Annotated in this window: 17 protein-coding genes; 4 read left to right on the top strand and 13 right to left on the bottom strand. The window is 61.7% G+C overall.

Translation table 11 applies throughout. The annotated features are described in order from the left end of the window. Window positions 1–2,715 (bottom strand): PSD1 and planctomycete cytochrome C domain-containing protein (locus tag ACKVY0_RS01920; RefSeq protein ID WP_409213096.1); only part of this gene is annotated, 2,715 nt, incomplete at its 3' end. 115 nt (window positions 2,716–2,830) lie between these two features. On the opposite strand from ACKVY0_RS01920, the gene ACKVY0_RS01915 reads away from it, so the two are divergent. Continuing rightward, entirely contained in the window at window positions 2,831–3,361 is a 531-nt protein-coding gene (locus tag ACKVY0_RS01915) for a sigma-70 family RNA polymerase sigma factor (RefSeq protein ID WP_409213095.1), read from the top strand. Further along, window positions 3,358–4,776: a FecR domain-containing protein gene (locus tag ACKVY0_RS01910; RefSeq protein WP_409213094.1), complete on the top strand. Its 1,419-nt coding sequence runs from the start codon at window positions 3,358–3,360 to the stop codon at window positions 4,774–4,776. Before ACKVY0_RS01915 ends, ACKVY0_RS01910 begins: the two co-directional genes overlap by 4 nt. A 15-nt stretch (window positions 4,777–4,791) precedes the next feature. On the opposite strand, the gene ACKVY0_RS01905 is transcribed toward ACKVY0_RS01910, so the two are convergent. Both ACKVY0_RS01905 and ACKVY0_RS01900 read right to left on the bottom strand, forming a co-directional pair. Beyond that, window positions 4,792–6,246 carry a DUF1501 domain-containing protein gene (locus ACKVY0_RS01905; RefSeq protein ID WP_409213093.1) on the bottom strand — a complete coding sequence of 485 codons (1,455 nt, stop codon included), beginning with the start codon at window positions 6,244–6,246 and terminating at the stop codon, window positions 4,792–4,794. 173 nt (window positions 6,247–6,419) lie between these two features. Further along, complete coding sequence (locus tag ACKVY0_RS01900; protein WP_409213092.1) at window positions 6,420–7,259, bottom strand: glycosyltransferase family 2 protein; 840 nt, start codon at window positions 7,257–7,259, stop codon at window positions 6,420–6,422. Between the two features lie 103 nt (window positions 7,260–7,362). Between ACKVY0_RS01900 and ACKVY0_RS01895 the strand changes: the two genes are divergently transcribed. Next, complete coding sequence (locus tag ACKVY0_RS01895) at window positions 7,363–8,763, top strand: O-antigen ligase family protein (protein ID WP_409213091.1); 1,401 nt, start codon at window positions 7,363–7,365, stop codon at window positions 8,761–8,763. 58 nt (window positions 8,764–8,821) lie between these two features. Here the strand turns inward: ACKVY0_RS01895 and ACKVY0_RS01890 are convergent, their stop codons facing one another. The 3 genes from ACKVY0_RS01890 to ACKVY0_RS01880 are packed head-to-tail and all read right to left on the bottom strand — an operon-like array spanning window position 8,822 to window position 11,305. Then, the gene (locus tag ACKVY0_RS01890; protein ID WP_409213090.1) at window positions 8,822–9,199 is read right to left on the bottom strand and encodes a response regulator; all 378 of its coding nucleotides are present in this window, start codon (window positions 9,197–9,199) and stop codon (window positions 8,822–8,824) included. Then, a complete protein-coding gene (locus tag ACKVY0_RS01885; protein ID WP_409213089.1) occupies window positions 9,196–11,001 on the bottom strand; it encodes a SpoIIE family protein phosphatase in 1,806 nt (601 codons plus the stop codon). Before ACKVY0_RS01885 ends, ACKVY0_RS01890 begins: the two co-directional genes overlap by 4 nt. Before the next feature lie 4 nt (window positions 11,002–11,005). Continuing rightward, window positions 11,006–11,305, bottom strand: a complete 300-nt coding sequence (locus tag ACKVY0_RS01880) for an STAS domain-containing protein (RefSeq protein ID WP_409213088.1) — start codon at window positions 11,303–11,305, stop codon at window positions 11,006–11,008. 122 nt (window positions 11,306–11,427) lie between these two features. Between ACKVY0_RS01880 and ACKVY0_RS01875 the strand changes: the two genes are divergently transcribed. Further along, on the top strand, window positions 11,428–12,471 hold the full coding sequence (locus tag ACKVY0_RS01875; RefSeq protein ID WP_409213087.1) for a hypothetical protein: 1,044 nt from the start codon (window positions 11,428–11,430) through the stop codon (window positions 12,469–12,471). Window positions 12,472–12,575: 104 nt separating this feature from the next. On the opposite strand, the gene ACKVY0_RS01870 is transcribed toward ACKVY0_RS01875, so the two are convergent. From ACKVY0_RS01870 to ACKVY0_RS01840, 7 genes are all read right to left on the bottom strand, one after another. After that, a complete protein-coding gene (locus tag ACKVY0_RS01870; protein ID WP_409213086.1) occupies window positions 12,576–13,244 on the bottom strand; it encodes a response regulator in 669 nt (222 codons plus the stop codon). Further along, window positions 13,241–14,410 carry an acyltransferase family protein gene (locus ACKVY0_RS01865; protein ID WP_409213085.1) on the bottom strand — a complete coding sequence of 390 codons (1,170 nt, stop codon included), beginning with the start codon at window positions 14,408–14,410 and terminating at the stop codon, window positions 13,241–13,243. Before ACKVY0_RS01865 ends, ACKVY0_RS01870 begins: the two co-directional genes overlap by 4 nt. Beyond that, window positions 14,407–15,858 carry a glycosyltransferase family 4 protein gene (locus ACKVY0_RS01860; protein ID WP_409213084.1) on the bottom strand — a complete coding sequence of 484 codons (1,452 nt, stop codon included), beginning with the start codon at window positions 15,856–15,858 and terminating at the stop codon, window positions 14,407–14,409. Before ACKVY0_RS01860 ends, ACKVY0_RS01865 begins: the two co-directional genes overlap by 4 nt. A 31-nt stretch (window positions 15,859–15,889) precedes the next feature. Continuing rightward, window positions 15,890–16,945, bottom strand: coding sequence for a polysaccharide biosynthesis/export family protein (locus ACKVY0_RS01855; protein ID WP_409213083.1), 1,056 nt, complete (start codon window positions 16,943–16,945; stop codon window positions 15,890–15,892). 57 nt (window positions 16,946–17,002) lie between these two features. Next, window positions 17,003–19,993 (bottom strand): SLBB domain-containing protein, encoded by a 2,991-nt coding sequence (locus ACKVY0_RS01850; RefSeq protein ID WP_409213082.1) that lies wholly within the window; start codon window positions 19,991–19,993, stop codon window positions 17,003–17,005. A gap of 78 nt (window positions 19,994–20,071) precedes the next feature. Next, window positions 20,072–21,202, bottom strand: coding sequence for a glycosyltransferase family 4 protein (locus ACKVY0_RS01845; RefSeq protein WP_409213081.1), 1,131 nt, complete (start codon window positions 21,200–21,202; stop codon window positions 20,072–20,074). Further along, window positions 21,199–21,418: STAS domain-containing protein (locus ACKVY0_RS01840; protein WP_409213080.1), on the bottom strand; the 220-nt coding region annotated here is incomplete at its 5' end. The genes ACKVY0_RS01840 and ACKVY0_RS01845, both read right to left, overlap by 4 nt.

The following is a 21,418-nucleotide window of genomic DNA, read 5'->3' as shown; positions in this document are numbered from 1 at the left end:
ATAGAGCGAGTTGAGCTGCACGACGGCCTCGATGGCGAACTGCTCGCCCTCCGTTTTGCCCTCGAGATTCACGCGCAGTTTTTCATTCGCTGTGCCGGGTTGAAGCAGGAAGGTCTTGGTCGTCCGTGCCGCTGGATTTGGGCCGAAGAACTTTTGCGCATCTGCGAGTGGTGTGACGACGGGCGGTGGCGGCGGGGCCTCGCGTTGAAGTATGGCGCGTTGTGATTTGAGGAACTCGAGTGCGGCGGCGGCTTCCGATTTCGTGGGCTGGCGTGAAAAGGCGAGCGCGTAGGCACTGGCGATGCGTTTCACATCGTCCTTGGGTTCTTCTTTGATCAAGCGGGCCGCCATGGCGCGGGCGCGGTCGAGCGGCCAGTCGCCATTGACCATGAGGAGGCTTTGCGTGGCGGTGGTGGTGCTCTGACGCTCCGGTGTGCTCTGGAAGCCGGGTGGCGAGTCGAGACTGGCAAGGAAATCATCCGGCGTGTTGCGCATTTTGCGCAGGTAGAGGCTGCGGCGCGGCTTGGACTTCTCCACGCCTTCGCCACCGATCGTAAGATCAAGTTCGCCACTGGCCGCGAGCATAGAATCGCGTGCCTGCTCCGCATCGAGACGACGCGGGCTGTAGCGCCAGAGGAGGCGGTTGTCTGGGTCGATGCGGAGTGCGTTCTGCAAGTGCTCAGTGCTCAGTGCCGAGTGTTTAGTATCAGCTTTCGCATCCTTGGAGTCAGACTGAGCACTCTGCCTGTAAGTCTGCGAATTCATGATCAGCCGATGCAGATTCTTGAGCTTCCATCCTCCTTTGATAAACTCGCTCGTCAGCCACTCGAGCAGCTCAGGATGTGAAGGCTTGTCGCCGAGACGGCCGAAGTCGCTCGCGGTGGTGGTGATGCCTTTGCCAAAATGATACTGCCACACGCGGTTTACGATCACGCGGGCGGTGAGCGGGTTCTGCGGGCTGGTGAGCCAGTTTGCCAGCACCGTGCGGCGTCCGCTGGTCAAGGAATCCGGTTTGGGAGCAGGGATTGCGGCGTCTTTAGGATCGAGAATCGTCAGGAAACCGGGCGCGGTGCTTACTTCGCCGGCCTTGCGTGAGGCAAACTTGGCAGGCAGTGCTTGCGGGCCGGTTTCACCGACGGCGAGCGTGGGAATGAGCGGTTTGGGCTTCAGGTGGGCGAATTCGGCCAGCTTGGCCTGCGCTTCACGATACTGCGTGGCTTCGGGTTCCTTCAATTTGTCCGCCTTGTACCGCTCGCGCTCATAATAGACCTGTCGTCCCGCCAACTGCACGATTTGCTCCTCATACGGCGTGCGCTGCTCGCGTGTCTTGGCAAACATGACCTGAATTTCCTCGGGGAACTTCGTCACCGCACTTTTTTGCGCACCCGTGATTTTCGGTTCAACGATGGCGTCGATGACAGTGCGCGGTTCCTGCGTGGCTTCCTCCCAGGCTTTGAGTTTGGCAGCGTATTCGTCGATCTGCGCCTGCGTGGCGAAGGGTTTGTCCTCCGCCCAGGTGATATTGGTGAGGAAGGCCTGGAGGCGGTAATAGTCCTTTTGCAGGATGGGATCGAACTTGTGGTCGTGGCACTGCGCGCACTGCACGCTCATGCCCATGAAGACATCGGCGGTCACGTCGGTGACTTCGTTCATGATGAGCTTCCACTGGCCTTCGGAGTCGCGCTGGTTGTATTCGTAGATCGTGTGGCGCAGGAAGCCGGTGGCGGTGAGCAAATCGAGATCATCAGCGGTTTCCGGCACGGTTTTGCCTTTGGCGTAAAGCATTTCATCACCCGCGAGCTGCTCGCGCACGAACTGGTCATACGGCTTGTCGTGGTTGAGCGAGCGCACGACGTAATCACGATACGGCCACACATTCGGCCGGTAGGCGTCGAGGCGGTAGCCTTCGCTCTCCGCGTAGCGCACGAGATCGAGCCAATGCTGCGCCCAGCGTTCGCCGTAGCGCGGGGATTCGAGCAGGCGGTCGATGAGCTTCGCATAGGTCTCATAGGACCTATTCGACGTATAGGACTCATGCACAAACGCAGCGACATCCTCCGGTGTGGGTGGCAGGCCGGTGAGATCAAAGGTGGCACGTCGAATGAACGACACCGGATCAGCGGCAGGCGAAGGCTGGAGGCCGTTTTCGATGAGCTTGGCCCAGATAAATCGGTCGATGGGAGAAGTACTCAGTGCGGAGTGCTCAGTGCTCAGTTTCGGCGACTGAGCACTGAGCACTGAGAACTGAGCACTTTTGATCTCCGGCACTTTGGGCCGCTTCACCGGCACAAAGGACCACCACTTCTTGTCGTCATCGGTGATGTCGCCGGGTTTACGTGAAGGTTTGGCCGCCGCGACTTCCGCTTCGGGCCACGGAGCGCCCATGGCGATCCATTTTTTCAAAATCTCGATCTTCGCCGAGCTGAGCTTGCCATCTGGCGGCATCTCCATGTCGGGATCTTCGTAATTGACGAGTTTGATGAGCAGCGAGGCATCCGGCTGGTGCGGCACGATGGCGGGGCCGGTTTCGCCGCCTTGCAGGATGTAGGGCAGGTTGTCGAGCCGCAGGCCGCCTTTGTGCTTCTGCGCGCTGTGGCATTCGTGACAGGACTCGACCAGCAGCGGCCGCACGTCCTTCTCAAAGAACTTGAGCGACTCCGCGTTCGGGGCAGCGACGGCGGCGGTAGCGGTGATGAGGAAAAGGGCGCGAATCATGGTGCTGGCAATAGAGTGTGCCGCGCAGGGCCTTTTGGACACGATTTTTTCTGTCCAAAGCCCTGCCGCAGCGGCCTCTTGAGTACGACTGCCACTTCCGCGATGTTTCCACGCCATGCCTGACTCCGACCGCACCCAGGAATTCCTCGAACTGCTCACGCACCATGACCGTGCGCTGGGGGTTTATGTCTATGGCATGGTGCCGCAGCCGCATGATGCGGATGACATTTTGCAGCAGACGAAGATGATCCTGTGGCGCTGCTTTGATCAGTTCGAGACGGGCACGAACTTCCTGGCCTGGGCGCGGAAGACGGCGTTTCATCAGGTGCTGACGCATCGCCGGCAGAAAAAGCGCGAGGCGACGCCGCTGAGTGCTGAAATCCTTGAACTGCTGCACGACGAAGTCTCCAAGCTCAGCGACAGCGGTGATCGCCGCCGCGATGCGCTGCGCACTTGCGTGACGAAATTGCCCGCCGCACACCGCCAGCTTGTGACGCTGCGCTATTATGAAGACCTGGAGATCGATGGCGTGGCCGAACGCATTCGCAGCACGGCTGGCGCCGTTTATCGGGCGCTGAGCCGCATTCGCATGAGCTTGCTGACCTGTGTGGAGAAAGAACTCAAACTGGAAGGAGCCGAAGCATGAAGCCTGCTGATCAATTTCGACTGCTGGAGCTGTCCGAGCGTTATGCGGACGAAAAACTCAGCGCGGAGGAAGTTTCCGCGCTGGAAGCCGAACTGCGCGACAACGCGGCGGCACGCGCTTTTTTCGCCAAAGCGCTGCATCAGCGTGCGGAGCTGTGTTTTGACGATTCGTGGCACCCGCAGGCCGTTTCAGAGACAAAATCGACTGCGCAGCCAGTGTGGTGGCGTCATGCGATCACCGCGGCTGCGGCAGCGTGCATCACGTTCGCTGTGATTTGGATTCAAAGCCGCCGCGATGGCACGGTGGCGACGTTGATCCGTGCGCAGCAGTGCCAGTGGGCCGGGAGCAGCTTGCCGACGGTGGAAGGCGCACGTTTGCAGCCAGGCGTGCTCGATTTGATCGAAGGCTTGGCCGTGCTGCGCTTCGACAGTGGTGCGGAACTCGTCCTCGAAGCTCCGGCCACGGTGGAAGTGCTCGACGCGATGAATTGCAAGCTACGCCGCGGCACGCTCGTCGCGGAAGTGCCGCCGCAGGCGAAGGGATTCAGCATCGACACGAAAGACGCGAAGGTGATCGACTGGGGCACGCGATTTGGCCTCAGCGCCGGTGAAGACGGCAAGTACATGGTGCAGGTGCTGGAAGGTCTCGTCGAAGTGGACGACAAATCCGGTGCGGCGACCAAGAAGCTCGAAAAAGGCCAGCGTGTGGATCGTGGCTGGTCGCAGAGCCTGCTCAATCCTGTTGGTGGCGATGATCCTGAACCGAGCCGCTGGCAGCCCGCCATCGTGATGGATGCCGGTGATGGCTGGCAGGCGATCACGACGGCGTTTGGTCGTGGCAAGGACAGCTACATTCAGTCCACGATGAAGACCGCCGGGGATTTCGGCCAGCATCCGTTTATGCGGGTGAAGCGCAGTCGTGAAACCAAGCCGGATCTGAACCGCAAGGGCTACCTCGCCTTCGACTTGAGCAAGTTCGCGGGCCGCACCATCGAAGCTGCGGAGATCGTGCTTACCATTGAGCCGAGCGAGCTGGGATTCGCCAGCTTCGTGCCGGACAGCATCTTCGCGGTGTATGGCGTGCTGGATGAGGCTGCGGATGCGTGGGAAGAGGGCGGCTTGAACTGGCAGCAGGCGCCGGCGCATGATCCAGCGCAGGTTGAGCGGCAGTTGCCGGAAGCAGGCAAGGTGAAGCTGCTGGGCAGGTTTGAAATCGAGCAGGGGATCAATCGCGGCACGCGCAAGCTGCGCGGTAAAGAACTGGCTGAATTCCTGGCGGCTGACACGAATCAGATCGCCACGCTGATCATCTGCCGTGAGACGAATGAGACGCAGGACAGCGGCCTAGTGCATGCGTTTGCGACGAAGGAGAACGGGACGCGCTCGGCCCCGATGCTGCGCGTGAAGCTGAAGTGATGCGATGGGAGACCATCACGCCCGGATCTGCGTGTACGGATTGCCCTCGTTCATGTCGATGCGCTCGGGGCGGCCTTTGTGCGTGTACACGAGACGCGTGTGGTCGATGCCCATCAGGTGCAGGATGGTGGCGTGGAGGTCGTGGACGTGGAGCTTGTCTTCGACAGCACGAAGGCCGAGGTCGTCGGTGCTGCCGACGGTGGTGCCGGCTTTGACGCCGCCACCGGCCATCCACATGGTGAAGCCGGTGGGGTTGTGGTCGCGGCCATCACCTTTCTCGCTCATCGGCGTGCGGCCGAATTCGCCGCCCCAGATGACGAGCGTTTCATCGAGCAGGCCGCGTGATTTGAGATCGCGCAGCAGGCCGGCGACGGGCTTGTCCTGCTCGCCGCAGTATTTGGTGTGGTTGGCTTCGATCTTGTCGTGTGCGTCCCACTTGCTGCCGGAGCCGTGGTAGAGCTGAACGAAGCGCACGCCGCGTTCGACAAGGCGGCGGGCTAGGAGGCAGTTGCGGCCCATGACCTCGGTCTTGGGATCGTCGATGCCGTAGAGTTGTTTGATGGCCGCAGACTCGCCGCGCAGATCGACGGCCTCGGGGGCCTCCGACTGCATGCGGAAAGCGAGTTCGTAGGCACGGATGCGGGCGTCGAGTTCGGTGTTGTCGGTGCGGGAGGTGCCGAAGTCGCGATTGAGTTTGTTAAGGAAGCCGAGCTTGCCCTGTTGGCGTGCTTCGGTGATGCCCTTCGGCGTGGCGAGATTGGAGATCGGGGTGACGCCGCCTTCGAATTCGACGCCTTGATAGGTGGCGGGCATGAAGCCGGCACCCCAGTTGCGCACGCCGTTCACGACTTGCATTTCGGTGTCTTTGATGACGACAAAGGCGGGCAGGTTGCGGTTTTCGGTGCCGAGACCGTAGTTCACCCATGAGCCGAGTGAAGGGCGGCCGCCGAAGACGCTGCCGGTGTTCATCTGGCACACGCCGCCGGCGTGATTGATGCCATTGGAGACGCAGGAACGCACGACGCAGAGGTCATCGGCAAGCTGCGCGGTGTGCGGCAGCCAGTCGGAGATCCACAGGCCGCTTTGGCCGTGCTGCTGCCACTCACGTTTGTCCGCGAGCAGTGGCGCACGGCTTTCGCCCATGGCGGTGATGATCGTGCCGAAGCTGTCGGGCAACGACTGCCCGGCGAGCTGTCGCAGCAGGGGTTTCGGATCAAACAAGTCGATGTGGCTGGGGCCGCCCTCCATGAAGAGGAAGATCACGCTCTTCGCCTTGCCGGACTTGTGCGCGAGCTTCGAGGCCTGCGGTGTGGCGGCTTTGCCACCGGTGTCGCCCAGCGCCGCCATGAGCGGGGATTCGCCCATGAGTGCGGACAGCGCCAGCGTGCCGAAGCCCGCACCGCCACGGCGGAGGAAGTCACGGCGGTTGGTGAGGAGTTCGTGGTGCGGAACGAGGGCTGGCTGGTGCATGACAGAAAGAGGTCGTGAGGCGCAGATTTCGGACAGGAAATCTCATCGTAAAAGCTGCACAATGCTTAGACGATACCGGTTGGCTGGGTCTGTCGCCTCGCAGCCTTAAATTGAATGGCACCGCGAACTGCAGAAAGGGTGGCGGCGAGGGGAGGTGAGCTGCGCGTTGCCCATCAGCAGACGGGGGTCTTGAGCATCGGTGATACTGATTGGTGGCGTGGCGTCTCGATGCCGATAATGAGAGTGGTGTCCGCGATAAACTGTCCGAACCAAGCCTTGAGATGAGCGTAGTGCGGGGTCTGCCGACGTGAGAAGATGCCGGTAAGCCACTGCGTCAGGCTGCGGCGCACGCCGAGCCAGGCAACACCCAGTTTGTGATGTCGCGCAATCTGGAAAACAATGTTGGCGAACTCACCGTTGCGATTGTGACCGCTGCGCTGGTAATTGAAGTGCAGGCCGAGGCGGCGGCAGACGCGACCGCGTTTCACTTGCTCGACGGCCCAGGCATAGTCTTCGGCGGTGGCGAGGGTTTCATCAAAGGGCGTGACCACCCAGGATTCGCGGCGGATCATGCCCATGCTGTTGCTGAAGATGGAGCAGAACTTGAGGCCCTTCGTGCGCAGTTCATCCCAGGCGATGCGGTCGCTGTAGAAGGGATCATCGTCCCATTTCGCACTGACGCAGGCGACCCGCGGATCTTCAAGCGTACCGGCCATGCGTTCGAGGGCGTCATCGTCTTCGAGCGTGGTGTGGGAGCTGAGGATGAGAACGAAATCGGTGTGCAGGTGCTGGATGCCGAAATTGATGACGGCTGGATGATTGTAGGCCGCATGCCATGAAATGACCTCACCGCCAGCGGCTTTGATGAGTTCAGCGGAGCCGTCGCTGCTGCCGCTGTCCACGCCGAGAATGACCGTGGGACGGATGGTCTGCGCCTGCAGGCGCTCTAGCACGCGCGGGAGCGTGGTGGCGGAGTCTTTGAAACGAATGAGGCAGCCGATGGTGGGGCGCATAGCAATGGTGGGGGTGGGCGTAAGGGTAAGCGCGCGGGCTGAAAATTGAACCCCCCGCAATTGGGGGCCGTGAGACCACCCGTGGGCGCGGTTTAGTGCCGGGGTGAAAGACGTTTTGAAGATTCTGCTGGCCTTGTTCCTCTACGGCGGCCTGGGGCCGCTGCTGGGCATGGTGCTGGCGACGCGACGTTCGTGGCAGCGCGGTTTGTTCGGTTTGATGATTTTCATGCCGTCGCTCCAGCCGGGTAAATTCATGATGATGATCGGCAGCATCGAGAAGTATCGCGGTCATACGAAGGGCTACGAGATTTCGTTGATCGAGGTGTTTGCCATCGCGCTGATCATCGCGGTGAGCCGCAGTCCGCGTGAGCCGGGAGCGCCGGTGCGCAAGGGGCTGCCGCCGGGGACATGGCTGTATCTGTGCTGGGCCTTCACCGGGCTGCTCTCCATCGTGAACGCCTGGGAGCCGACGTATGTGCTGATGGCGTTCTCACGCTTTGGCAAAGGTGTGCTCATCTTCGTGGCGGCGGCGGTGTTTTTGCGGGATGAAAAGGATCTGCGCGCGGCGTTGATCGGTCTCGCGGCCAGCATGGTGCTGCAAGGCTGGATCTGCATGAAGATGCGCTACCTGGACGGCATGTTTCAGATTCAGGGCTGGTTTGAGCATCAGAATCCGATGTCGATGTGGGCTTACATGAGCGCGTGTCTGGTGTTCGCGGCGGCGTTGCATAAAGACATTCAAGGCCGGCTGCTATGGCTGTTGCTGGCGGCGTTTGGTGCGGCGGGGCTGTGTGTGATCCTGTCCGTGTCACGCGCGGCGCTGGCGGCGTATGCGGCGGGCGCGGGACTGGTGCTGTTCCTGGCGTGGATCAAAGGACCAGGGACGCGCACGACTGTGTGCTCGATCCTGGGAGCCTGTGGCGCGGTCTTGGTGATGCTGTTTGCGATGGACTCGCTCAATTCACGGCTGAAGGAGGTGAAGGAGAGCCAGGCGGAAAACGCGGAGGATCTGCGTCCGGTGCTCAACCGCCAGTGCAAGGCGATGCTGCACGATTATCCGCTGCTCGGCATCGGCTGGAACAACTACGGCATCGCCAACAGCCGCCCGCGTGGCGCGAAATATAGCGAAGTGCTGGAGGAATGGGATGCGAGCCGTGGTTTCGCCATCGTGGATGAATTGTACTGGGCGAATCCGTTGACCGAGAGCTTGTACTGGCTGCTGCTGGCGGAGAACGGCTGGCTGGGCTGGGGTTTGTTCCTGATGTTTGCCGCAGCGACGCTGTGGTGCGCGCTGCGGGCCTGGCTGCACGGCGGCAAAAGCCTCATGGGCTATGTGGCTTTCAGCATTTTCGTGGCGCTGGCGATCTGTTATCAGCACGGCACGGTGGAGCGCATTTTGACGCAGACGAAGAACCTCTCGCACTGGCTGATGCTCGCCGGCATGGCCTCGGGCATGGAGATGACGCGGCGTCGTAGCTTGGCTCTCCAGCGCCGAGTTCAATGACGATCCGCAAGCACAAGCGGCTGCCGACACTTCCAGTACTCGGCGCTGGAGAGCCAAGCTACGCAGCCAAAGCCGCGCGCACGAGATCGAGCAGCAGGGATGGCGCGAAGGGCTTGGGCAGCACCTGGTTTGCGCCCATGCGGCGGGCATCGAGACAGGTGTGAAACTCGGCATAACCACTCATCATGATGACGGGGATGCGCTGGGTGAGGGGATCGGCGCGCAGCTCATACAGCGCGGCCAGACCGTCGAGTTCCGGCATGTCGAAGTCGAGGATGATGATGTCCGGCGCGACGGTGCGTGCGAGCAGCAGCGTTTCGTTGCCCGTGGTGGCAAACGAGAAGCGCTCATAGCCGCCACGCTTCAGGCTTTGCTGCACCAACCGCCGGATGTGCGCGTGATCGTCGGCGACGAGAATGGAGGCGACCTTCATCATGACATGCATGGGGTGAAGGTGGAGGACGCTGCGCTCGGCGTCACCGGCAGATCACGGCTGACGATGACCAGCGTGATGTCATCCGCCGCCGGGGCGTCTTGCACATGATCGGTGATGACAGCGAGCAGAGATTCCTGCAATTGCGCCGCATCGCCCGTGCGTGAGGCGAACTGCGTGAGGCAGGAGACGATACTTTCTTTGCCCAGCATCTCGCCCAGCGGATTGCGGGCGTCGGTGACGCCGTCGGTGAGCATGATGATGTGGCAGGCTTGGTCTGCCTGCAGCGTGATCTCGGCAAACACGGCATTTTTATCAATGCCGAGCGGCGGCCCCTCGCACCGTGCTTCGGTGACCTGATGCCCATGCCGATCCACGATGAGCGCGGGGCAATGCCCAGCGGAGGCGATGGTGATGCTGCCCGTGGCATGATCGAGCCATGCGAGCTGCGCGCTGACAAACATATCGGTGCTGTCGAGATCCTTGAACAACATCGTGTTTAATCGAGCCAGCAGTTTCCCCGGTGTGGCGGCATGGCGTGCCTGCGTGTGCAGATGCGTGCGGAACATGATGGCAAAGAGCGCGGCGGCGGGGCCTTTGCCCATCACATCGGCGATGACGAACAGCGTGCCCAGATCATCCAGCGGCAGAAAATCATAGAAGTCACCGCCTACTGACTGTGCGGGTTGCAACATCGCAGAACAGGTGAAGCCGGGGACGGCGGGAAATGAGCGCGGCAGCAGTGAACGCTGCATCTCCGCCGCGAAGGCGATGTCACGATGCAGCAGCCGCGAGCGGATGGCCTCCTGCTGTGCTTGATCATGACTGAGCTGGATCGCGAGGAAATCGGCAAAGGTGCGCACCACACGCGTGTCGCGGGCATTGAGCGAGCAGGTCGGTGTGGTGTAGCCGAGTGTCAGCACGCCAAAGAGTTGGCCGGAGACCTGCACCGGACAGGCGATGCCTGACACAGGATCGCCGAAAACTTCGGTGAGTGGCTCCATCAGCGCAGCGCTGGTGCAGTTGTCGAACCACACCTCGCTGCGCAGATGCGCGGCGTTTGTTTCCACCGAGGCTGCGGCGTCTTCCGCGAGGAACAACACCTCGGCTGCCGCTTGTGCCTCATGCATGGATGACGCCAGCACCCGCAGGCTGTTGTCCTCACGCTGATGCCGGCGCATGAGGAACCAGGTGGCTCCGGTGATGCGCAGCAGCTCATGCAGCCAGCGGCTGATGCAGCCCGGCACGTCATCCGTCTCGCCGAACTCCTTGCTGAAGCGAAAGATGGAGCACAGGCTCTCATAAGTGGCACCCAGTTCCTCCGTCATCATGTCCAGCGTGGTCTCCAGGCTGTCGCCGCGCTGTACGTCCTGCATGTTGCCAGTGTTGTGCCTGCTGCGGCGCATCACGAGCGAGTTGCCGGAAGCACCGCGCAGATAGCGTGCGGAATCGGTGAGCTGCGAGATGATGAACAGGCCGCGTCCGCCTTCACTGTCATCGCTGGGGAGATGCGGATCGACGGGGAAGGTGAAGTGATTGTTCTGATCATCCACGCAGACTTCCACGGCATCCGGCCACACATTGACCATCACGCGCAGCACATCGGCTTCCGCCAGCTTGTGCGCGGGGCGATTTTCCACGGCATTCATCGCGGCCTCTGCGGTGACCAGTTCCCATTCAGACGCGTACTGCTCGTTCAGCCCATGGCGCTCCAAAAACACCCGCACCGAACGCGCCATCTCCCGTGCGCCATGCAGATGGCATCCGGTTTCAAAAATCGCGCCCTCGGGAGGAGTGTGTGGCATGATGTCAGCGGAGAATTTCAAACAGATGGCTCATACGCGTGAGTTCCAGCACCTGCAACACGCTGCGGGCCGGATGCAGCAGCCGCACGCAGCCGTCGCGTGCGCTCATCAGCTTGTGCAAGTACACCAGGATGCCCAGGCCGCTGGAGTCGATGAAACGGGTGTTCTGCATATGCAGGTCCACGCGTGAATGCGCTGCGGTCAAAGCGGACTGCAGGTGCTTTTTGACAAAACTGGCGTTCACCACCGTGATTTCAGCCGGCGTGTTGACGACGAGTGTGGGGGTGGTCGTGACGAGACTCATGAGCGATGTAGTGGCATGTTCGGCGAAACTATAACGCCCTCGCCAAACTGCGCAGCACATTGCTGTCCCCCCAATTGCAGGGGTTTTATTCAGTTCACCGAGGGTTTAATTACCAGCACGCCATGCTTCGTACAATCAACACCTCCACCTCCACCTCCACCTTCCTTCTGCTCTGCTGCCTGCTGATACCGTCGGGGGCTTCGGCCTATCTCGGTGGCTTTGAAGTGGCGGATGGTTATGCCACCAGCGATGTCGGCACGGCACTTGCACATTACCCGCCGTTTCTCGGTCGCTACGTCGGCCCCGAGGTGCAGCTCTACAATGCAGGTGCCACCGGCACGCTGAGCGACATTGCCGACAACACCGGCCTCTGGCGCAACATCTACGGCGCTGGTACCCAGGGCCGGTATAAACTCTGGGACGCATCATCCAATGCGGACGCGACTTACCTCTCTGGCCACTTCAATCCTTACGGCTCCGGCGGTCTGCTCGCCATTCGCGCCAGTGAAAACCGGCTGGATCAAGGACAGAATTATGGGGTCACCGGTGCCTTCAATGCCCAATGGACCTACAGCGTGGACAGCGATGATCTCAAAGGCATCAACCCGTTTGCGATTGGTGAACAAGATGTAAGCCTGAGCTTCCAGCTTGCCGTTGGGGCGCAATTCCGCCAACCGGTGCAGGGTGGTGCGCAGTTGTCCTTTGTGGACAATCAGCAAGTCATGCTGGCCATCGGTATCGGTGGTGATTACACGCAGTCGGCGGTGAACATCGGCATCGATGATCTCCAGCATGTGCGCTACTATGCCAACAGCACCTGGGTGGACACTGGCGTGCTCGCCAGCCACGACAGTTTTGACAATGTCCAGCTCACCATGCATTTCGCCGATCAGACTTTCGATCTCATGTATGGTTCAGCACTCGACGGCCTCTTGCACCCCCTCGTGACTCGCGCCGCCTTTGCCACCCCGCTCGCTGGTGCGTTTGGCAATATCACCCTCACCACCTACACCGATCCCGAAGGCGCCGGCTCCAGCGACGACCACGGCCTCGGCAAATCCTATCTCGACACCTTCGACTTCACCGTCACGGTGCCTGAACCCGGTTCTGCCTTGCTCTCGCTGTGTGCGCTGCTCGTTTTGTGCGCGCAGCGCCGCCGAAAGTAGCTTGCCTCTCCAGCGGCGAGATCTGGGGCCTTGCGAGTGTCGTGGGCCGTTTGATCTCGGCTCTGGCTGCGAAGCAAAAGCCAAGCTGCGCAGCTCAGCTCAGCTCAGTTCAGCGCCGCCGCTTTCTGCTGTAGCTGGATGAACTTCAGCACCGCCTCCGTGCGTGAGCGCGCATTGAGCTTCTGGTAGATCGTCTTCAAGTAATCGCGCACCGTTTCGTAGCTGATCTTCATCTCGAAGGCCGCCTCCTTGGCGCTCATGCCCTGCACAAACAGGTTCAGCAGTTCTGCCTCACGCGGGGTGATGCCCGGCACGCGCACTTTGCCAGTCGTGATCTTTTCATGAAACGACGAGATCACCATTCGTGAAATCTCCGGGCTGAGCGGTCCACCGCCGGACGAGGCCGCACGCACGCCATCGAGCAGATGCTCCGTTGGCGCGGTTTTCAGCAGGTAGCCGCACGCACCGGCCTTCAATGCCGCAAACACCTGCTGCGGCGCATTCTCGCCCGTCAGCATCACAAAGGCCGTCGTCGGCATGTTCACGCCCAGCACGCACAGGCAGTCGATTCCGGTCCAGCCGGGCAGTCCCACATCCAGCAGCACCACCTCCGGCTTGGCATCCAGCAGCGGCGACATGGCCTGCTCGGCGTTCTTGAACACCCCCAGCAGATCAAAGCCGCGCTCAGGCACGAGCAGTTTTTTCAACAGCACCTGAAACAGAGGATCATCCTCGACGCAGGCAACACGGATGGCGGGACGTTGGGCAGTCATGCTAAGGCGGAGTGAGGTGTGGGTGGTCCATGCTGCGGCGGCGTTCCAAACGGTACGCTCCGGTCACATGGGGGAATCTGCAAGTGTTCGGCAGAATTTTTATCGTCGTGGCGGCCAATCCTGCGTCGCAATCCTGCGCAGGGCCTCTCAATCAAGACATGCATCAGCCAGGACAGCAGTAGGGTGATCCCAAACGCCGCCACACCGCGCGCCAGCATCGAACCCGGCAGCCAGTTCTTCACCAGTGCGATCACCAGCGAGTGGGTGAGATAAAACGCATACGACAGCACGCCCACGCGGCGCACCCAGGCCCAGTTGAGGAATCGAAACGGCCACGCGGACGCAAAACGGATCACCACGATGAACACCGGCATCAGCGCGAGACCTTGCACCGTGTAGCGCCACGTCTCGCGAAACGCGGGATCGCGCACCACAAAGCTCGCCAGCAGCGCGATCACGCACGGTGGTAACATTAGCCACAACCAGCCACGCTGGCTGATACGGGTGCCATCCAGCGCTGGATTCCCCCACACCGCCAGCGCACAGCCAAACAACAAACCATCCAGCCGCGTGTCCGTGCCATGGCAGGTGCGTGGATGATGCGCGGAGCCGCTGTGCAGATCAATGGCGCTCAAGCCGTGAACTAAAATCATCCGCCAAGCCAGCACCGCCGCGCACATGGTCATCAAGGCGATGAACTGGTGCCGCCGCTCCGGCAGCCAGCGCCGCAGCCCTAGATACAAAAACGGAAACAGCAGATAGAAATGCTCCTCCACCGCCAGCGACCACAAAATTTCCGTCCCCGGCGGTTGTACACCACCGCTGATCTCCCACACATTCGCCGCGAACAATGCCTGCGCCGTTAACGCCCGCCAGTCGGAGCCGTGCAGCAGCGCGATCACCCCCAGCACCAGATAAAACGGCGGCAAGATGCGCAGCGCCCGCCGCAGGAAGAACTGACCCATGTTCACAGTGCCCGTGCGCTCACACTCCATGCGCAGCAGCGTCGTGATTAGGTAGCCGCTCAGGAAAAAGAACACCGTCACGCCAAACAGCCCCGGCACCACATGCGACAGCCCTGCGTGACTCAGAAACACGATCATGATCGCCAATGCCCGCATACCATCGAGCGAGGCGATATGAAATGGAGATGACGCGGTCTTCATACGGGGCAGGCAGTAGCTTGGCTCTCCAGCGCCAAGTTCTGGAAGTTTTCGAGTGCCGTGGGACGCTCGACTCGGCTCTGGAGAGCCAAGCTACTTGGCGCAAACCCCATCGGCGTGCCCCAGTCCGGCTTCGTCGCGCGTTGGCCCAAGACCCAGCGGTACACCTCGCGAATCTGCTCCGCTTTGGCCTCCCACGCATAAAACTCACGCACATGCTCCTGCGCTCGCACGCCAGTCGCCGCCAGTTGCTCGCGGTCATCCATCAGCAGCTCCAGCAGCACGCGCAAACCACGCACGATCTCGGTGCGGTTTGTCATCGGCAGCACATAGCCGGTTCCTGGCGGCACCAGCTCCGGCGGCCCGCCGTGATCCAGCACCACCGGTGGAATGCCCAGCGCCATCGCCTCCAGCACCGCGCCGCCGCCGAACTCACGGATGCTCGGAAACACAAACAAATCGCTCTCTCGCAGCCGCGTACCGAGTTTGGCATGCTCGATCCAGCCATCCATGCGCACACCGGCATGCAGCCCGGCGCTTTGCACCATCTGCTGCAAGCGCTCGCGCTCCGGCCCGTCACCGATGAGGTCCAGCGTCACCTTGCCAGCTCGAATCAACGGCGCTGCCGCCTCGATCAGCATATCGACACCCTTCAGCGCCACCAGCCGTCCCACAAACGACAAGCGCAGCGGTCCGTCCTTCGCGGTGCGTGCCTCCAGCGGAAATTTCGTCAAATCGACCGCATTCTCCGGCATGAACACACAGCGCTCATGCAGTCGCTCAGGAATTTCGTTCAACGTCGTGCGTGACGCCGTCAGGATCGCCGCCGCGCATTCACGCGTGCGTTTCAAGCCCGGTGTCATCTTATAAAACGCCCGCAGCCGTCCTGCCGCATCGCGTTCCTGCTTCCGCATGTCGTCAAAGCCCTTCGGCCACGGCACGCCGCCGTTCAGCGGCCCCAGCACCAGCGGCACGCCGATCTTCTTCAGTTTCGGTGCGATCCAGCTCGGCGTCGTCGGCGACAGCGGCAGCACGCGATGCACCAGATCAAATTCACCCGCTCGCAGCCGCGGCCCGAACTCACGCCACAGCGCCCGCTCAAAAAACGGATACACCAGGTTCGACAGCACCGCATACAGGCTCCAACTGAAGTTCCCTTTGCCGCTCAGCTTCGTCGCCAGGCTCCACGCGAGATGTTGCAGCCGGCGATTGTTGATCGCCGTGAAGTCCTTGCCCTCCACCAGTCCTGCGCGGAGAAAATCATCCCGGTTCCGCCATTCGGTCACGATGTGCGCATCGCACACCTGCGCGATGGCCCGCGCACACGACCAGCCGACGAGAGCGGCGCTGGTCAGCGAGGGATTCGCCGCTTCAGCGATGATGAGCGGGCGCAGCCTGCCCGTCGTAGCTTCCTTCTCCAGAGGCGAGTTCTTGGGCCTTGCGAGTATCATAGGACGTTCAATCGAGTCAGTGCGCATAAAATCAGTTCTGGCCTCCAAGATTCAAATTCACCCCAATCGGCGAGCCACCAGGCGCACCGGCATGGTTGCCTTCATTCGCGGCCACCAGGCGTGTGAACGTGTTCATCGCATCATGCAGATAGCCGCCGGGGGAGATCGTGCCTTTGCCCGGTACATACACGATGTCGCCCGGCTCCAGCCGCACGTTTGTTGTCTTGCCGTTCATGATGTCCAGCGCGTCCACCGTGGCGATTTTGGGTTCCGTCAACGAGCCGCGGATGATTTTCACCCGCGTCAGATCGGCGCCTGGGTACAGGCCGAGTCCGCCGCTGATCGCCGCGACGAGATTCATGTCATTCACGAAGGCAACGGGGCGTGCGGTCTTCACCGCGCCCATCACATACACTTCATTGGCCATCGCCGACGGCAGGTAGATAAAATCATCCGGCTCCAGATAGATGTTCTGTGACAGATCGCCTGCGCGAATGAGTTGCTGAAAATCCACCGGCAGCATTTGGCCGCCGCGCATGATGAAGCTGTGCTTGAGGTCCGCCAGTTCCTCGGTGGTGCCCGCCAGTACGGAAGCGAACAATCCGCCGGCGAGGGTCACGGCATCGAGCACCCGCAGCGGACGTTTCAAGGGATACACACCGGGCGCATTCACGCGGCCCAGCACCCACACGCGCTGGCTGCACACCTCTTTAAGTGTCACCGCCACCTGCGGCTGCCGGTAGTACTGCACCAGCAGCTTTTCCATCTCCTGCTGCAGTTGCGTCGTCGTCTTGCCCTTCACATCGAGGCCCGGCATCAGATCAAAATAGACCTTGGCATCCGGCGTCACAAACGTCTCCGCCCGCGTGCCTTTCTCGCCCAGGATTTCCATCTCCAGCTTGTCGCCCGGTCCCAGCGCATAGGCCTTCTGCGACGGCTGCAGCCACTCCGGCTGGATCACACCACGCCGCTGCGTCTGCGCAAACCGCAGCGCGGCGGATGCCTCATGCGCATCAAACGTCGTGCGCTCCCCCGGCAGGGCGCAGGAACTCAGCAGTAAAAATGGCCATAGGCGAACCAACAACATGTAAAAAAGATCGCAGCATGCAGTGCGCCCCACAACCCCCCGCAGATGTGGGGGAACTCACCGCAACTGCGGCAGCACTGGCTGTCTGATGAAAGGACCGACGCGGGCACGCGTCCAGCCGGACACCGCGCCTTGCAAGAAGGCGTTGATGGCCATGTCGAGCAGTTCCTCGGCACGCGCCCACGGCCGGTCCGCGATGTACACGATGTCCTTCGGCTCCAGCCGGAAACCTTTGGTGCGTGCATTCATGATGTCATTCATGTCCACGACGATCCGTTGTGGCTGCTCCAACGAGCCACGAATGACGAGCACCCGCCCAGTGTAGGCTTTGCTGGTAAAGCCACCTGCTTGTGCAATGGCGCTATGCACCGAGGTATGCGCGAGCAAACCCTGCGCCCCTTGCGCATTCACATCACCCAGGACGTAAATCTCATTCGAGTTCGCCGAGGGAAAGTACAAGTAATCGCCTGGCTCCATGCGGACGTTCTGCGTCATGTCACCGCGCGACATCAACGCCTCCAAATTCACCGGCAGCCGCGTCTGGCCGCGCATGACAAAGCTGCGGCTCAGATCGGCCATCTCCACGGTGTTTTGTTGGTACACGCCAGTTTCCAGCCCGCCCGCCTCGGCGATGACTTCGAGAAGGGTGAGCGGTCGGTCGAGATTGATCGCGCCTTTCTTCACCACCTTGCCCAGCACATAAACCTTGCGGCTTTGAAACGTGGAAGGCGTCACCACCACGCGGGCATTGCGGTAGTAGCGCTTCAATTCGATGCCCAGCTTCTCGCGCAACTGATCCACGCTCAAGCCTGCGGCCTGAATGTCACGCGCCTGCAAATACGTCAGCCGACCATCGGGGCCGATGGTGATGTCTTTGCGCTCCAGCCCCTCAAAGCCCGGCATCATGATGTTCACGGCATCGCCCGCGCCGAGTGTGAGTTCCGCCTGCAACGCGGGCGCGCTCAAGCCGAGCAGCAGCAGTGCGGCAAAGCGTGCGAGCGCGGCCGGCCGCAGCACGGGGGCGCGGTCGAGCATGGCCGCGACGAGGCGGCACCCGGTGTCGCGATACATGCGCAATGAATCGCTGACCTGTTGCACACACGAGCCGCCGCTTGCACCCGCCCAGACGAGGTTGGGTAATTGCTCTGCCAGCAGCAATGCCTCCGGCTGCGTCACAGTCGGCAGCTCGACGAGCACAACGACGCCTTCCAGTAGGCGCCAGTGTGCCAGCGCCGCCTGCCATTGCTGGCGTTGCTCCAGCGTCCAGGTCCATGCGGCATCGATGCGCAAGCTGCAGACATTCCCTGGCAGCTCGCGGGCCACGCGTGACAGGCATTCAGGAAAATACACCGCGTCCGCCAGCCGCAGTGTGGTGCCTTCGCTCCGGTGGGTGATCGCGATGCAGCCCAGTCCGCGCCGCACTGCCGCCAGCGCGAGCCGCTGCGTCATCCGGCACGCGGCGGCAGCTTCGCCGGCATGCATCACGCCGCATACCATCGCACCGCCGTCGGCTGGGATCAGCAGCAGTGGCTGCAGCCGCGTCCAGGTGCGGAACGCCCATGCTTCTTCGCTCTCCAGCAGCGTCTGCGGCATCAGGCCGATGACCGGCACGCCGGTGGCACGTTTCAAATCACCCGCGCTGCGGATGCGCCCGTCGAGCAGCGTCAAACCAATCAACAGCGCCGCCACAGTGCCCACGCCTGCCGCCAACCCGCCCATGCCAGCCAGCGCGAGCTTTTTCGTCGGTCGTGCGGATTCCACATCTTGCGGGCGGGCCATCGCAAACAAACGAAAGTAGCCTTGCGCATTCTCTTCATACAATGCCGCCTCGCGTTGACGGCCCGCGAGCAATGAACGGGAGGTCTCCAACGTCTGCTGGCGTGATTTGATGCGCCCGTATTCCATTGCTTTGCGCGGCAGTTGCGCCAGGCGCTGGTTCACGCCGTCACGCACAATCGCCAGCTTGCCCAACTGCTCTGCCATCATGGTTTTTTCCGCGCGCAGCCGGATGAGTTCGAGATACAGGCTTTCCGCCACGTTGCTCTCGCCCGGTTTCGGCGGACTGTCGATGTGCGTGCCTGCGGCGGCCACCTGCTGCTGCATGGCGGCGAGTCGTTCGCGTGATTCGATCACACTGGGGTGCTCGTCCGTGTAGCGCACCCGCAGACTGGCCAGTTCGCGCCGTGCTTCATCCACGCGGGCGGCATTCGTGTCCACTTTCGCCAGTTCGCGCTCCACGCCTTGGATGCGCACGTCGAGCGTTTCGTGATCGAGCTTCAGCGTCTCATACTTCAGCGTGAAATTGCCCAGTTCACCGAGCCAGGCGTCCATTTGCTTGTCGGCGTCGATGAGCTGCGCATCCCGGCCATAGGCCAGCATTTCTTCATTCACCTTCACCAGATCCGCTTCGGTGCGCTCGATCTGCTTTTGCAGGAAGGTCTTCATCTCCGTGGCGGCGTTGCGCTGCAAATCGCGTGAGAGCTGCAGCACGGCTTCGGTGTAGGCTTTGAGCATTTCAAGCGCCACCGCCGCACTGTGGCCGGAGGTCATGCTGATGTTCAAAATGTCCGTGTTGCGCTCGGCGGCCACGATGAGGCCGCTGCGGATGGTGCCTTCTTCATAGCGGTGGTTCAGTTGCTCGCTGGCCGCCGCAACGACCGCGCCGGAATACATCAGTGCGGTGAGCGTCGGCACAGAGAGATCATTCGGCTTGAAGGTTTCACCTGACTCCGATTGCCGGAATGACGCCGCCAGTGCCTGCTTGATGATTTGTGACCGCGCGGTGTGCAGCGTTTCAAAGCGGAACAGGCCGACCACGATCAACACCAGCGCGCAGGCCCCACCCGCTGCCAGCATCAGCCACCAGCGCCGCACCAGCGCATCAATCAACCGCAGTGGATCAAACGGCAGCTTGAACGCCGGCGTGGCCGCTGCGGCCGCTGCGGCCGCCGGTTCCGGCGGTTCCAACAACGTCAGCGAGGCGGCCTGCCCAGACACGCTTAGACTGCGCGTCGGGCTGGCCGCCGTGACGGTGGTGGTGATGGGCATGGCCTCGGTCATGTGCGTACTGCCCGCAACTTTCCATGACATTACCCCAGCTCACAACCCCCCCCATTTGCGGGATGGTTATGCGCTCAAGTACACATCCATCACTCGCCGGGCGTTGTCCGCCCAGTCAAACCGTTGCGCGTTCTGCAAACCGGCACGCACGAGCTGTTCACGCCGCTCGGGATGGCAGGCGACGACTTGCAGCGCCTCGGTGATGGCGAGCGCGTCATCAGGATCGACGATCTGCGCGGCCTGGCCGACGACTTCTTCCAGCGAACCACGAGTCGAACTGATCACCGGACAGCCACAGGCCATTGCTTCGATGGGCGGCATGCCGAAACCCTCGAACAACGACGGATAGACCATCGCCGATGCCGCACGATACAAATCCGGCAGCACCGCATCCTCCACGAAGCCGAGCAGACGAATGTCAGCGGCAAACGGCGATGCTTTGGCCGCTGCATGGATGTGCTCCGCGCCATGCCAGTCGCTCCCGGCGAGCACGAGCTGCCATGGCGAGCCGGTGGTCTGCTTGAAATAGTTGAAGGCCTCGATCAGCCGCGTGTGATTCTTCGCCGGATGCTCCAGCCGTGAAACATAGAGGAAGAACGGCTGCTCCAGCCGCCAGCGCTGCGCGGCAAACGCACGCGCCGCCGGTTGATCACCCGGATTGAAGCGTGCGTGGTCGATGCCGTTGAGAATGATGTGCTGCTGCGCCAGCGGGATGCCAAAGAAGCGCTCCACATCGCGTGCGGTGTTCGTGCTCACTGGAATGATCGCGTTTTGTCGCCGGGCGAGATGTTTCACCACCACACGGCCATAGATCATGCGGGCGAGGTCGTACTTCTTCTTCACATGAAACGGCGCGAGGTCATGAATCGTCGAAACGAGGCGGCATGGGGCGTGGCGCAGCATGCGGCGGTAGCTGGGCACATGCAGCACGTCGATGCCATGCTGTTTAAGCACCTTCGGCAGCACCTGCTGATGCCAGAAGATGTTCCGCACCGCTGGACGCCAGCGTTCTTCGACTGGCACGATCGTCATCTTCTCGCGGGCAAACTCAAATAGCGGCAGATCTTCTTCGAGCACCAGCAGATGAAACTTTGCTGCATCGGTGAGTTGCATCAGCTCGCGCGTGAGCGCGAAAACATACTGCGCCACGCCGGTCTTGCCGCGCTGGATGACGCTGGTGGACAGGGCGATGTTCATGCCGCGAGCAGCCAGCCCTCCAGTTGCGCATGTCGCAGCGAATCATGCACAGCGCGGCTGGGATTGGTGAAGCGCAGTGAGGTGCGCATGCTGGTCGCATGCTTCTTCAACCGCACCATGAGCCCCAGGCCGCCGCTATCGACGGTCTGCACCTCATGCAGGTCGATCACCACCGGACTGCCCGCATCAGCGGCGTTGTGGATAGCGCCTAGCGCG

It is taken from the genome of Prosthecobacter sp., assembly GCF_046154365.1.
Taxonomy (GTDB): domain Bacteria; phylum Verrucomicrobiota; class Verrucomicrobiia; order Verrucomicrobiales; family Verrucomicrobiaceae; genus Prosthecobacter.
The sequence above is the reverse complement of the archived record's forward strand: the minus strand, read 5'-3'. Positions and strand labels throughout refer to the sequence as shown.